This window comes from Actinophytocola sp. NPDC049390 (assembly GCF_044466355.1).
GTDB lineage: Bacteria > Actinomycetota > Actinomycetes > Mycobacteriales > Pseudonocardiaceae > Actinophytocola.
On the sequence record NZ_JBITMQ010000003.1, the window covers coordinates 536,504 to 549,235 of the forward strand.

At 70.6% G+C, this 12,732-nt stretch carries 12 protein-coding genes and 1 pseudogene; 11 read left to right on the forward strand and 2 right to left on the reverse strand.

Features of this window, described 5'->3' with window-relative positions:
- Positions 1–233 precede the first annotated feature (233 nt).
- Positions 234–716, forward strand: coding sequence for a DUF2975 domain-containing protein (locus ACIBVP_RS13520; protein WP_396106371.1), 483 nt, complete (start codon positions 234–236; stop codon positions 714–716).
- Positions 716–940 (forward strand): helix-turn-helix domain-containing protein, encoded by a 225-nt coding sequence (locus ACIBVP_RS13525; RefSeq protein WP_396106372.1) that lies wholly within the window; start codon positions 716–718, stop codon positions 938–940. The genes ACIBVP_RS13520 and ACIBVP_RS13525 overlap by 1 nt, the downstream gene beginning before the upstream one ends.
- A gap of 13 nt (positions 941–953) precedes the next feature.
- Here the strand turns inward: ACIBVP_RS13525 and ACIBVP_RS13530 are convergent, their stop codons facing one another.
- Complete coding sequence (locus tag ACIBVP_RS13530) at positions 954–1,412, reverse strand: hypothetical protein (RefSeq protein WP_396106373.1); 459 nt, start codon at positions 1,410–1,412, stop codon at positions 954–956.
- Between the two features lie 46 nt (positions 1,413–1,458).
- Here ACIBVP_RS13530 and uraD point away from each other — a divergent pair, with 46 nt between their 5' ends.
- From uraD to tuf, 9 genes and pseudogenes are all read left to right on the forward strand, one after another.
- Positions 1,459–1,950 (forward strand): 2-oxo-4-hydroxy-4-carboxy-5-ureidoimidazoline decarboxylase, encoded by a 492-nt coding sequence (uraD, locus tag ACIBVP_RS13535; protein WP_396106374.1) that lies wholly within the window; start codon positions 1,459–1,461, stop codon positions 1,948–1,950.
- Positions 1,947–2,243: a hydroxyisourate hydrolase gene (gene uraH, locus ACIBVP_RS13540; protein WP_396106375.1), complete on the forward strand. Its 297-nt coding sequence runs from the start codon at positions 1,947–1,949 to the stop codon at positions 2,241–2,243. Before uraD ends, uraH begins: the two co-directional genes overlap by 4 nt.
- 3 nt (positions 2,244–2,246) lie before the next feature.
- Positions 2,247–3,101, forward strand: coding sequence for a factor-independent urate hydroxylase (pucL, locus tag ACIBVP_RS13545; protein ID WP_396106376.1), 855 nt, complete (start codon positions 2,247–2,249; stop codon positions 3,099–3,101).
- Between the two features lie 2 nt (positions 3,102–3,103).
- Positions 3,104–3,955, forward strand: coding sequence for an FAD binding domain-containing protein (locus ACIBVP_RS13550; RefSeq protein ID WP_396106377.1), 852 nt, complete (start codon positions 3,104–3,106; stop codon positions 3,953–3,955).
- Positions 3,956–4,411 (forward strand): annotated as a pseudogene (locus tag ACIBVP_RS13555) ((2Fe-2S)-binding protein); the annotation flags it as partial.
- A gap of 146 nt (positions 4,412–4,557) precedes the next feature.
- Positions 4,558–5,916, forward strand: coding sequence for an 8-oxoguanine deaminase (locus tag ACIBVP_RS13560; protein WP_396106378.1), 1,359 nt, complete (start codon positions 4,558–4,560; stop codon positions 5,914–5,916).
- On the forward strand, positions 5,913–8,201 hold the full coding sequence (pucD, locus tag ACIBVP_RS13565) for a xanthine dehydrogenase subunit D (RefSeq protein ID WP_396106379.1): 2,289 nt from the start codon (positions 5,913–5,915) through the stop codon (positions 8,199–8,201). Before ACIBVP_RS13560 ends, pucD begins: the two co-directional genes overlap by 4 nt.
- Positions 8,202–8,490: 289 nt before the next feature.
- Complete coding sequence (locus ACIBVP_RS13570; protein ID WP_396106380.1) at positions 8,491–10,551, forward strand: putative bifunctional diguanylate cyclase/phosphodiesterase; 2,061 nt, start codon at positions 8,491–8,493, stop codon at positions 10,549–10,551.
- Between the two features lie 243 nt (positions 10,552–10,794).
- Positions 10,795–11,982, forward strand: a complete 1,188-nt coding sequence (tuf, locus tag ACIBVP_RS13575; RefSeq protein WP_396106381.1) for an elongation factor Tu — start codon at positions 10,795–10,797, stop codon at positions 11,980–11,982.
- A gap of 218 nt (positions 11,983–12,200) precedes the next feature.
- Here the strand turns inward: tuf and ACIBVP_RS13580 are convergent, their stop codons facing one another.
- A complete protein-coding gene (locus ACIBVP_RS13580; RefSeq protein ID WP_396106432.1) occupies positions 12,201–12,464 on the reverse strand; it encodes a hypothetical protein in 264 nt (87 codons plus the stop codon).
- Positions 12,465–12,732 lie beyond the last annotated feature (268 nt).

Consider the following 12,732-nt stretch of genomic DNA (forward strand, 5'->3'; position numbering starts at 1 on the left):
CGCCCCCACCTAGATCACCCCGTCCCCCAACACTCCTCCCCTCCCGAACTCCCGCCCGCTGTGTTGGCGGTTTCGTGCAGGTGGTGGTGCACGAAACCGACAACTCGTTGTGCGCGGGAGCGCGACTCGCGCTGTTTTGGGGCGCGACTCGCTGTGTTCTCGCGCGTGACTCGCGGGGTTTGTGGATGGACGGGTCGATTGACTTTCGATAGATAGGTGTCGATAATCGGTTTATGGTTGTTGTGCATCGGGTGGTGGTGTTGCCGCTGCGGGCGTCGCTCGTCGTGTTGTTCGGGGTGCTGGTGTTGTTCCAGACCATGTCGTTGCCGGGGCAGTTCGCGTACATGGCGCGGGAGCACCCTGAGGACGCCGAGCTGCGCTGGCCCGCGACGATCATCTCCGTGTTCCTGGTGTTGTGCGTGCAGGTGGTGATCGTGGCGACGTGGCAGTTGCTCACCATGGTCCAGAAGGACCGCATCTTCACCGAGGCGGCGATGCGGTGGGTGAACGTGATCCTCGTGGCCATCGGGGCCGGGTGGGTGGTGCTCGTCGGCGTGCTGCTGATCGTCGGGTTCAACGCGGACGACCCCGGGATGCCGCTCGTGCTGTTCCTGATCACGACGGGGGTGACCGTGCTGGGGCTGTTGATGATCGTCATGCGTGCGTTGCTGCGGCAGGCGACCACGCTGCGCACCGACATGGAGTCGGTGATCTGATGCCGATCGTCGTGCGCATCGACGTCGAGCTCGCCAAGCGGAAGATGAGCGTCGGGGAGTTCGCCGAGAAGGTCGGCCTCACCCCGGCGAACGTCGCGGTGCTGAAGAACGGCAGGGCCAAGGCGGTGCGGTTCTCCACGCTGGAGGCCATGTGCCGGGTGCTGGGGTGCCAGCCCGGTGACCTGCTGGAGTGGGTCGAGGAGGAACCACCCGGCGAGTCGTGAGTCCGGGAAACGGCTACCGGACGTGCCGGCCCGCCGCCTGGATGAACGTGTCCAGGGCCGTTTGGCTGCGGGCCTCGTGCTCCTTCAGGGCGGCCAGGTCCGGTGCCTCGGCGATCGCGGTGATCGGGGCGAAGGTCTCGTCCACCAGGTGGAGCACCGCCGGGTCCTCGGTGAGCAGCCGGACCGTGAACCGGGCGTGGTCGGCCGTCGCGCCACGGCGGTCGGCCTCGGTTTGGGCGGACGCCGGGTCCGCGTCGCCCTGGTGGGTGAACCACAGGGTGATCACGGCCTGGCGGAGATCGGTGATCGCACCTGCGAAGGATGTGTACGCCGCGATCCGGTCCCGACGGAGCTGCTCGCGGCGGGCGACGGCCTCGGCTCGCCTGGCTGTCAGCCATCCGAACAGGTAGGTGAGGCTCGCCCCCGCCAGGGTGCCGCCGACCGCCACGGCGCTCGTGACCAAACTGTCCACGCCGGAGAGTCTGTCAGCGCGCCACGACGCCGGTACAGTCCCGAGGATGTCCGATGATTCACCGCTCGACCGGCTGAACGCCGAGGAGCCCGCCGCCGCCGAGCACGACCTGCTCGCCTGTTGCGCGTCCCGCCGCTGGGCCGACGAGATCCTCGCCCGGCGCCCATACCACGACCTCGCCCAGCTCCGCGGTGTCTCCGAGCAGATCCTGCGTGCCCTCGACTGGACCGACGTCGAACACGCGCTCGCCGCGCACCCGCGGATCGGCGAGCGCGCGACCGGGCCGGGGCCGGAGGCCGCCTGGTCCCGTGAGGAGCAGGCCGGGGCCGCGCCCAGCGAGGACCTCGTCGCCGGCAACGTCGCCTACGAGGAGCGGTTCGGGCACGTCTTCCTCATCTGCGCCACCGGGCTGACCGGCGAGGAGATGCTCGACGCCCTCCGCACCCGCCTCGGCAACGACCCCGTCACGGAACAGGACGTCGTGCGCGAGGAGCTGCGCAAGATCGTCGACCTCCGGTTGGGGAAGGCCTTCGGATGAGTCTGTCGACCCACGTTCTGAACACGAGCGAGGGGCGGCCCGCCGCGGGCGTCCCCGTGCGCCTGGAACTGCACGACGCGGGCTGGCGCACCATCGCGGACGGGCACACCGACGACGACGGGCGCATCAGCGGCTGGGACACCCCCGAGCCCGGCGTGTACCGGCTCGTCTTCGAGGTCCGCGGCGAGTTCTACCCTGAGGTCACCGTCGCCTTCCGGGTCACCGACGACAGTCACTACCACGTGCCGCTGCTCATCAGCCCGTACGGCTACTCGACCTACCGGGGGAGCTGAACCATGGACATCCGCCTTGGCGCCAACCAGTACGGCAAGGCCGAGACCCGGCTCGTGCGGGTCGACCGCGGCGAGGACCGGCACGAGGTCACCGACCTCAACGTCACGACCACACTGTCGGGTGATCTTGCCGCCACGCACTTGACCGGGGACAACGCCGGTGTGCTGCCAACCGACACGCAGAAGAACACCGTCTACGCGTTCGCGCGGGACGGGGTCGGGCAGATCGAGTCGTTCGCGTCGCGGCTCGCCCGCCACTTCGTCGACACCACGCCGACGATCCACCGCGCCCGTGTCCGGATCGAGCAGTACAGCTGGGAGCGGGTCGCGCACCACTCGTTCATCCGCAACTCCGGCACTCGCACCACGACCGTCACCTACGACGGCACCGCCGCGACCGTTGTGTCCGGAGTGGACGATCTGGTCGTCATGAACACCACCGGGTCGGAGTTCCACGGCTTCCACAAGGACGAGTACACGACGCTGAAGGAGACCAGCGACCGCATCCTCGCCACCGCCGTGCGTGCCGACTGGCGCCACGCGAGCGCCGACGACACGGACTGGCACGAGTCACACCGCGAGGCCACGCGTCACCTGATCGAGGCGTTCGCGGGGACACATTCGTTGTCGTTGCAGCAAACCCTGTACGCGATGGGTGAACAGGTGCTGCGCCAGCGGCCGGAGCTGGCCGAGGTGCGGCTGTCGCTGCCGAACAAGCACCACTTCCTCGTCGACCTGTCGCCGTTCGAGCTGGACAACCCCGGTGAGGTGTTCTTCGCCGCGGACCGGCCGTACGGGCTCATCGAGGGCACGGTCGTGCGCGACGGCGCCCCCGACGCCGGGCTCGCGTGGTGGTGACCATGGACTTCCTCCGTCCGTCCACATTGGACGAAGCGCTCGCCGTGAAGGCCGAGCACCCGGACGCCGTGCCCATCGCGGGTGGCACGGACGTCATGGTGGAGCTGAACTTCGACGTCCGCCGCCCGCCCGCGCTGCTCGACCTCGGCCGGGTCGCCGAACTGTCGTCGTGGTCGGCCGAGAACGGGCACGTACGGCTCGGCGCGACCGTGCCGTACACGCGGGTGGTCACCGAACTGGGTGACGTCCTGCCGGGCCTGGCCATGGCGTCCCGCACGGTCGGGTCGCCGCAGATCCGCAACCGCGGCACGGTCGGCGGCAACCTCGGCTCCGCGTCACCCGCGGGGGACGCGCACCCGCCGTTGGTCGCGGTCGGGGCCGACGTCGAGGTGGCGTCGGTCCGCGGCGCACGGACGATCCCCGCGCGGGAGTTCTTCTTCGGACCCAAGAAGTCCGCGCTCGAGCCCGACGAGCTGATCGTCGCCGTGCGGGTGCCGAAGGCCACCGGGCCGCAGCAGTTCGCGAAGGTCGGCACCCGCAACGCGATGGTCATCGCCGTCTGCTCGTTCGCGGTCGCGCTGGATGTCGCGAACAACACCGTCGGCACCGGCATCGGGTCCGCCGGGCCGACACCGTTGCGGGCGCGGCAGGCCGAGGAGTTCGCGGCCGCCGAGCTGCCCTGGGGGAACCGGGAACCGTTGCAGGACAACATAGCGCGTGCGTTCGGCGAACTCGTCGGCGCCGCCGCGCGACCGATCGACGACGTGCGCGGGAGCGCGGCCTACCGCCGCCACGCGCTGTCCGTGCTCGCCCGCCGCGCACTCGGCTGGGCCTGGCAGGAGGTTGTTGCGTAAATGCGGGTCAATGTGGAGGTCAACGGCGAGCAGCGCACCGCCGACGACGTGTGGCCGGGCGAGAGCCTGCTGTACGTCCTGCGTGAGCGCCTGGGGCTGCCGGGGGCCAAGAACGCCTGTGAACAAGGCGAATGCGGTTCCTGCACGGTCTACCTGGACGGCACGCCCGTGTGCGCGTGCCTCGTCGCCGCCGGTCAGGCCGAGGGCCGTTCGGTGCGCACGGTCGAGGGGCTGGGCAGCGAGGAGGAACTGGACCCGGTGCAGGACGCGTTCGTCCGCACGGGCGCGGTCCAGTGCGGGTTCTGCACCCCCGGCCTGATCGTCGCCGCGCACGACCTGGTGCACCGCAAGCCGGACGCGAGCGACGCCGAGATCCGGGAGGCGCTGGCCGGGAACCTGTGCCGCTGCACGGGTTACGAGAAGATCCTGGACGCCGTCCGCCTCGCCGCGAAGCGGGAGCGGAGCGACGGAGCGGGCTCCGTCTGGACTGACGAGCACGGAGGCCCGGCGAGGAACGAGCCCGGGGCCTCCGCGCGCAGGAGGGAAGACGGAGGCTTGGCGGAGGAGCGCAGCGACCCGTCGAACACCGTGCGGGGGAACGCATGAGGATCGTGATCGAGAACGCCGCCATCGCGACCGTCGACGGCGACGAGGGCGCCGGTACCGAGTACACGCGTGGCCATGTCGTGGTCGACGACGGCGTGATCGAGGCGGTCGGGGAGGGCCCGGCTCCGGACGGGCAGGCCGACCGCCGTGTCGACGCCACCGGTTGCCTGGTCACCCCTGGTTTCGTCAACACCCATCACCACCTCTACCAGTGGGCCACCCGCGGCTACGCCCAGGAGGCCACGCTGTTCGAGTGGCTGACCGCGCTGTACCCGGTGTGGGCGGGCATCGACGAGACGATCGTGCACGCCGCGGCGGTCGCGGGCCTCACCCGGCTCGCCCGCACCGGCTGCACCACCGCCGCCGACCACCACTACGTCATCCCGCGCGACGGCGGCGACACCTTCGGTGCGACCGTCGAGGCCGCCCGCCGGGTCGGCATCCGCCTGCACGGCGTGCGCGGGTCCATGGACCGCGGCGAGTCGCAGGGCGGGCTGCCGCCGGACTCGATCGTGGAGACGATGGACGGCGCCCTGACCGGCACCGCCGAGGCCATCGACACCTTCCACGACCCGTCGCCTGGCTCGTTCACCCGGATCGCCGTCGGGCCGTGCTCGCCGTTCTCGGTGAGCACCGACCTCATGCGCACGGCCGCGGAACTGGCGCGGGACAAGGGCGTCCGCCTCCACACCCACCTCGCCGAGACCCTCGACGAGGAACGCCAGTGCCTCGACGAGTTCGGCTGCACCCCGGCCGAACTGGCCGACGACCTCGGCTGGCTCGGCGACGACGTGTGGCTCGCGCACGGCATCCACTTCTCCGACGGCGCGGTCGCCCGGCTCGGCGCCACCGGCACCGGTGTCGCGCACTGCCCGACGTCCAACTCGCGTCTCGGCGCGGGCATCGCGCGCGTGCGGGACCTGGTGCATGCCGGCGCCCCGGTCGGGCTCGGCGTCGACGGCGCCGCGTCCAATGAGGACGGTGGCCTGGGCGTCGAGCTGCGGCAGGCCGTGTACCTGGCCCGGCAGGTGAAGGGACCGCACTCGGCCACCGCCCGCGACGGGCTGTGGCTCGCCACCCGCGGCGGCGCCCGCTGCCTCGGCCGCGAGGCCGAGATCGGCTCGCTCGAGGCAGGCAAGCAGGCCGACCTGGCCGTGTGGCGGCTGACCGGCATGAACCACGCGGGCATCGCCGATCCCGTGGCGGCGCTGGTGTTCGGCGCCCTGCCACCACTCGCGCTGCTCCTCGCGGGCGGCAACGTGATCGTCGAGGACGACGAGATCCGCACCGTGTCCGAGGCCGACGCCGCTGCCGCACTCGGCGCGGCGTCACGAGCACTGGCGGAGAAGTCATGACCACCACCCAGCCACTCGTTTCCAACATCACCGGCGGCGTCGGCGACAGCCCGCTGCGCCCGGACGGCGCGCAGAAGACCCGCGGCGAGTTCGCGTACTCGTCCGACCTGTGGGCCGACGACATGCTGTGGGGCGCCACGCTGCGCAGCCCGCACCCGTACGCCCGGATCACCGGCGTCGACATCACCGAGGCGCTGAAGGTGCCGGGCGTGCACGCCGTGCTCACCCACGAGGACGTGCCCGGCGACAACATCTACGGCCTCGAGCACCCGGACCAGCCGGTGCTCGCCGTGGACGTCGTGCGCTACCAGGGCGAACCGGTCGCGATCGTCGCCGCCGACCACCCGGAGACCGCGCGGCGCGCCGCCGACCGCATCGCCGTCGACTACGAGGTGCTGACCCCGGTCACCGACGCCGAGGCCGCGATGCGCCCCGACTCGCCGGTGCTGCACCCCGGCCATGAGGGCGGCAACGTCGTCCGCCACGCACCCATCCGGTTCGGCGAGGAGAACCCGGTCGCCGACGTCGTGGTGACCGGCGAGTACACGGTCGGCATGCAGGACCAGGCGTTCCTCGGGCCGGAGTCCGGGCTCGCGGTGCCCGCCGAGGACGGCGGCGTCGACCTCTACATCGCCACCCAGTGGCTGCACGCAGACCAGCGGCAGCTCACCGGCGCGCTCGGGCTGGGAGAGGACAAGGTGCGGCTGCACCTCGCGGGCGTCGGCGGCGCGTTCGGTGCGCGCGAGGACCTGTCGATGCAGATCCACGCGTGCATGCTCGCGCTGCACACCCGCAAGCCGGTCAAGATCGTCTACGGGCGCGAGGAGTCGTTCTTCGGGCACGTGCACCGCCACCCGGCGCTGATGCGGTACGAGCACGGCGCCACCCGCGACGGCGACCTCGTCTACGTGAAGGCGGAGATCATCCTCGACGGCGGCGCGTACGCGTCGACCACGGCCGCGGTCACCGGCAACGCGGTGACGCTCGGGGCCGGGCCGTACCGGGTGCCGAACGTGCACGTCGACGGCTACGGCGTCTACACGAACAACCCGCCGTGCGGCGCGATGCGTGGCTTCGGCGCCGTGCAGGCGTGCTTCGCCTACGAGTCGCAGATGGACAAGCTCGCCGAGGCGCTGGGCATGGACCCGGTCGACCTGCGGATCCGCAACGCGGCAGAACGCGGCACCACCATGCCCACCGGGCAGGTGATCGACGCGCCCGCGCCCGTCGCCGAGCTGCTGGAACGCGTGCGGGCCAAGCCGATGCCCGCCGAGCCGACCGGGCAGCGGGACCTGCGTGAGCTGCCCGGCGGCGTCTCCAACACCACGCACGGCGAGGGTGTCGTGCGCGGGGTCGGGTACGGCGTCGGCATCAAGAACGTCGGCTTCTCCGAGGGGTTCGACGACTACTCGACCGCACGGGTGCGCCTGGAGGTGATCGCGGGCGAACCGGTGGTGTCCGTGCACACGGCGGCCGCGGAGGTCGGGCAGGGCCTGGTCACGCTCAAGGCGCAGATCGCGCGGACCGAGCTGGGGGTGCAGCGGGTGCAGATCCAGCCGTCCAACACGTTCGTCGGCTCGGCCGGTTCGTCGTCGGCGTCGCGACAGAGTTACGTCACGGGCGGCGCGGTCAGGGCGGCGTGCGAGGAGGTCCGTTCCGGCGTGCTGGAGCTGGCCGCCGCGCGCGGCATCGCGGCGACCGGGCTCGCGGGCGGGAAGGTCGTGTCGGCCACGAACGAGGTGCTCGCGGACCTCGTCGACGTGCTCGGCGACGAGGTGGTCGAGCGGACCGTCGAGTGGCGGCACCGGCCGACGCACCCGATCGATCCCGTGACCGGGCAAGGTTTCGCGCACGTGCAGCACGCGTTCGCGGCGCACCGCGCGGTCGTGGACGTGGACGTCGAGCTGGGGCTCGTGCGGGTCGTGGAGCTGGCGTGCGCGCAGGACGTCGGCAAGGCCATGAACCCGGACGCGGTGCTCGGGCAGATCCAGGGCGGGTCCGCGCAGGGGCTCGGGCTCGCGGTGATGGAGGAGATCCAGGTCGTCGACGGCAAGGTGCGCAACCCGTCGTTCACCGACTACCTGATCCCGACCGTGCTGGACATGCCGCCGATGGAGATCGACGTGCTCGAACGCGCGGATCCCCATGCCCCGTACGGATTGCGGGGCGTCGGGGAGCCGCCGACCCTGTCGTCGACGCCCGCGATCGTGGCCGCCATCCGCGCCGCGACCGGCATGGCGCTGTCGCGGGTGCCGGTGCGGCCGGAACACATCGTCGGAGCGTGACGAATCGGCCCCCGGCGACGCCTGACGAGGTATGGAAACAAGTAGTGAGTGGGTAACCCTCCGTAATCCGGGGAGGGTAATCGCTGTCCGTGTTCGTTTGTCGCTCACTAATGGTCGTTACCGACGGTAGTTCACTCGAACAGCCTAGTTCGCAACACATAGGGTGTTCACGTTGCCGGTGATCGGCCCCCTTTTGGGTGCAGAGGGGGTTGTGCTTTCACTGGTAATGTCACAACCCGCTTGACCGGAGAAGGACACACCCCGATGACATGGCCGCTGGAAGGCTCCGGTGGATCGATCTGAGCTTGCGCGCGAGTGGGCCGCCGCGCTGGCACGGGTCATCTTCATCGCGCAGTCCCGCGACCACATCGAGGGTGAGCTGGCATCGGCCCTCGACGATCTCGTCGCCGCCGCGGAGGCGGAGCCACTCGACGAGGCGGCGGTCCTCGGTGTGGCGGAGCGGTTGGTGCGGCTCGGGCTGGCCGACTCCGAATGTCTTGAAATTACCATCAAACTACTGGGTGAGCGGATGCCGAAACTGGCTGGGGTCTCGGACCTCATCAGCCTGCCCGGCCGTGTCGTGCACCTGGTCGGCTCGCTCGCCAAGGGTGTCGCGGAGGGCATGCGGCAGCGGCTGCTCTCCGAGCAGGAGGGGCTGACGCTCGCGCTGATCCGCGCCCGCGAGAACGCGGAGAACGCGTTGCGGGACAGCGAGGCGCGGTTCGAGGAGATCTTCTCCACCTCGACCGTCGGCATGGCCATCACCGACCTCGACCTCGGCGTGATCCGCGTCAACCGCGCGCTCGCCGACATCCTCGAACACCCGCGGGGAAAGCTCGGCGCCCGGCTGCTCGACGAGATCTTCCACCCGGACGACGCCGACTACCTGCGGCTGCGGTACCAGGTGCTGCTGGAGGAGGACTCGCTGCCGTTCCGCGAGCGGCGAAGACTCGTGAAACGCGACGGCGAGGAGGCGCTCGTCTTCCTGTCGGCGTCGGTGCTGCGCGACCCGTCCGGCGCGCCGCGGTATTACGTCACGGCGGTCGAGGACGTGTCGGACCGGCACTTCCTGGAAAGCCAACTGCAGTTCCAGGCCACGCACGACGCGCTGACGGGCCTCGCGAACCGGCAACGGTTCGTCGGCAGGCTCGAGGAGGTGCTGTCCGGCGGGAACCCGGTCGACGAGGTCACCGTGCTGCACCTGGACCTCGACGGTTTCCACGCCGTCAACGACGGGCTGGGCCGGGAGGTCGGCGACCGGCTGCTCCAGACCGTGGCCACCCGCCTGGTGCAGATCTTCCCCGGCGACCACGCGACGGTCGCCCGCTTCGAGGGCGACGAGTTCGGTGTGCTGGTCGAGCACACGGCCACCACCCCGTCGTGCGCCGCCATGGCGACCCGCATCAACGAGGAACTGGCGGAACCGGTGTTCGTCGGCGACCACGGCGTCGCCGCCACCGCCACCATCGCCGTGCTGCACAAGCCGTCCGCCGGCACCACCCCCGCGGACGTGTTGCGTGCCACCGACATCACGTTGCGCAGGCTCAAGCAGACCGGCCGCCGCCAGTGGGGCATGGTCGACGAACAACAGAACCAGGCCGACCGCGAACGGTTCAACCTCGCGGGGTCCATGCCGGGTGCGTGGGAGAACGGCGAGATCCAGCTGGAGTACCAGCAGGTGTCGTCGTACGAGTCGGGCACGGTCGTCGCGGTGCAGGCGTTGCTGCGCTGGGACCACGCGGACGGCGTGCTGCACCACGACCGCTGCCTGGAGGTGCTGGCCGAGACCGGCCTGTCGCTGCCGATCGGCCGCTGGATGCTCGGTCGGGCCGCCGCCGATGTGAAGGACATGCCGGTGCGGCCGGTCCTGTACGTCGAGCTGACCCGTGAGCTCGCGGGCGACCCGGACCTGGTGGCGACCGTGCGGGCGGTGCTCGCCGACTCCGGCCTCGCGCCCGAGCAGCTGCAGGTCGGGATGCCGGTCCAGGCGCTGTGCATGCGCGACGGGCTCGCCGAGGACAACCTCCACGTGCTGGTGGACATCGGGGTCGCGGTGGTGCTGTACGAGTTCGGGACCACCAGCGGGGACCTGGCCTGTCTCGAGGACCTGCCGGTGCGGGCGGTGAAGATGTCCTCCCGGGTCGTCGCCCGGGTGTCCGGCGGGTCGTCGATGTTCACCCGCGTGGTGCGCGACCTGGTGCCGCTGATCCAGGGGAGCGGGGCGGCGGTCATGGTGGGCGACGTCGACGGCGCGGACCAGTTCGAGTGGTGGCGCGAGGTCGGGGCCGACCAGGTGCAGGGTGCTCACGTCGGGTTGCCCGGGTTGTCGGCGGATCTCCCGTTGAGCTGAGCCCCGGCCGTCCCATCCCGAAAATCGGGTGACCGGGAAGTCGTCGCGTGTCACCCTGTGCGCATGTTCCGGGTCGCCATGATCGATACGTCCGCCTTGGCGGACGCGGTCGTGGCTGCCCTGTCCCTGTTGGACGGCGCCCGACTCTGACCCTCCCCCGCGTGACCGGCACACGGGGAACCCGCCGGGGAGGGTGGGTCTGCCACGCGGTTCTCCGGACGCCGTTCCACACCAGGGAAAGTCATGACCAAGCAACGGTTCGTGCGCACCAAGCCGCACCTCAACATCGGCACCATGGGCCACGTCGACCACGGCAAGACCACGCTCACCGCGGCGATCACCAGGACGCTGTCCGAGCTGGACCCCGCCACCACGTCGTACGTCGGGTTCGAGCGGATCGACCGGGCGCCGGAGGAGCAGGCCCGCGGCATCACGATCAACATCTCGCACGTCGAGTACGAGACCGCCACCCGGCACTACGCGCACGTCGACATGCCCGGCCACGCCGACTACGTCAAGAACATGATCACCGGCGCGGCTCAGCTCGACGCCGCGATCCTCGTCGTGTCCGCGCAGGACGGTGCCATGCCGCAGACGCGTGAGCACATCGTGCTGGCGCGGCGGATCGGGGTGCCGCACATGGTGGTGGCGCTGAACAAGGTGGACCTCGTCGAGGACGTCGAGCTCCTCGACCTCGTCGAGCTGGAGCTGCGGGAGTTGCTGTCGCAGTACGGGTTCGACGGGGACGCCACCCCGATCGTGCGGGTCTCCGGGCTCCGGGCGCTGCAGGGTGACCCGGTGTGGACGCGTGCCGTCGTCGACCTTCTCCTGGCGGTCGACGAGCACGTCCCGCTGCCGGTTCGGCCGCTGGACCGGCCGTTCCTCATGCCGATCGAGAACGTGCTCACGATCAGCGGGCGCGGGACGGTCGTCACCGGTGCCATCGAGCAGGGCACCATCGAGGTCGGCGCGCCGGTCGAGGTGGTCGGGCTCGGGCCCGGCCGCACGACGGTGTGCACCGGGCTCGAGACGTTCGGCAAGACGCTCGACCGCGCCGAGGCCGGGGACAACGCCGCCGTCCTCCTCCGCGGCGTGCGGCGGGACGAGGTGCGGCGCGGGCAGGTGCTGTGCGCGCCCGGTTCCGTGCTGCCGCACACCCGCTTCACCGCGCACGTCTACCTCCTGTCCACACAGGAGGGTGGCCGGACGACCGGGTTCGCGAGCAACTACCGGCCGCAGTTCTACTTCCGCACCACCGACGTGGTCGGCAACGTCGAACTGGTCGACACGGCCGTCGCCCTGCCCGGGGACTCGGTCGAGATGTCCGTGACGCTGGGCAGGCCGATCGCGATGGACGTCGGGCTCGGGTTCGCCATCCGTGAGGGCAACCGCACGGTCGGCGCGGGCACCGTCCAGGAGCTGCTCGACTGACCCGGTGGGCGGTCGGTGCCCGCGCTCGGGCACCGACCGCCTGCGGGGAGTGAGGAAGTTGCCCGCCGGACCCGCGGACAAGGGCGGGAGAATTCCACCATCTGGGATGGTCGCGGCCAGTTGCTTAGTGCCGCTAAGCAGTTCTGCTTCTCGTGGCCGATCGATTACCGGGGGAATTTTTGCCGTTTTCCCGTTTATGGCAATCGGTCTGATCAGAATCAGGCCGCGGCCGGGGCCAGATTCAGTGCGGCGACGCCCGCGTCGGTCAGCGCGGCGGGCACGAGTTCCCCCCGGGTGCCCCTCTGCGCCGGCTCGATCAAGCCTTCGTGCGCCAGCGTGTGGGCCAGGTACTGGTCACAGCAGGGCACACCGTCGATGAACAGGTCCGGCTCGGCCGAGCAACTGATCTGCGCACGACCTGCGACGATCGCTCTCAGCATGGACAGGGCTCTGTGGTTCAGACCTTCTGGTAGCGCGGACATCGTGTTCCCCTGGGTTTGGCGTTCCTGCGGAGTCATGTCTATCACTCGGCACCGACAATTCGTGGGACGTGTGATGGACCTATTCGGTTTCATCGAACTTCCTCACGGATTGTTACCAACAAGGAGTACCCGGCGTCCACCCAGATACGCCGGGCGCCCAAACGGGCTACGCGCCGAGATCGGCCGTCGCCGGAGCGTTTCCGCCGGGTCACCGGTCGAGCGTCCACCCGCGACACGCGGAAGTCCCGCCTCGCGTTGATACGGTGAT

Excerpts from the sequence above, each read along its gene's own strand:
- ACIBVP_RS13520 (WP_396106371.1), top strand. The coding sequence starts at position 234 with ATGGTTGTTGTGCATCGGGTGGTGGTGTTGCCGCTGCGGGCGTCGCTC.
- ACIBVP_RS13525 (WP_396106372.1), top strand. The coding sequence starts at position 716 with ATGCCGATCGTCGTGCGCATCGACGTCGAGCTCGCCAAGCGGAAGATG.
- uraD (WP_396106374.1), top strand. The coding sequence starts at position 1,459 with ATGTCCGATGATTCACCGCTCGACCGGCTGAACGCCGAGGAGCCCGCC.
- uraH (WP_396106375.1), top strand. The coding sequence starts at position 1,947 with ATGAGTCTGTCGACCCACGTTCTGAACACGAGCGAGGGGCGGCCCGCC.
- pucL (WP_396106376.1), top strand. The coding sequence starts at position 2,247 with ATGGACATCCGCCTTGGCGCCAACCAGTACGGCAAGGCCGAGACCCGG.
- ACIBVP_RS13550 (WP_396106377.1), top strand. The coding sequence starts at position 3,104 with ATGGACTTCCTCCGTCCGTCCACATTGGACGAAGCGCTCGCCGTGAAG.
- ACIBVP_RS13560 (WP_396106378.1), top strand. The coding sequence starts at position 4,558 with ATGAGGATCGTGATCGAGAACGCCGCCATCGCGACCGTCGACGGCGAC.
- pucD (WP_396106379.1), top strand. The coding sequence starts at position 5,913 with ATGACCACCACCCAGCCACTCGTTTCCAACATCACCGGCGGCGTCGGC.
- tuf (WP_396106381.1), top strand. The coding sequence starts at position 10,795 with ATGACCAAGCAACGGTTCGTGCGCACCAAGCCGCACCTCAACATCGGC.
- ACIBVP_RS13580 (WP_396106432.1), bottom strand. The coding sequence starts at position 12,464 with ATGTCCGCGCTACCAGAAGGTCTGAACCACAGAGCCCTGTCCATGCTG.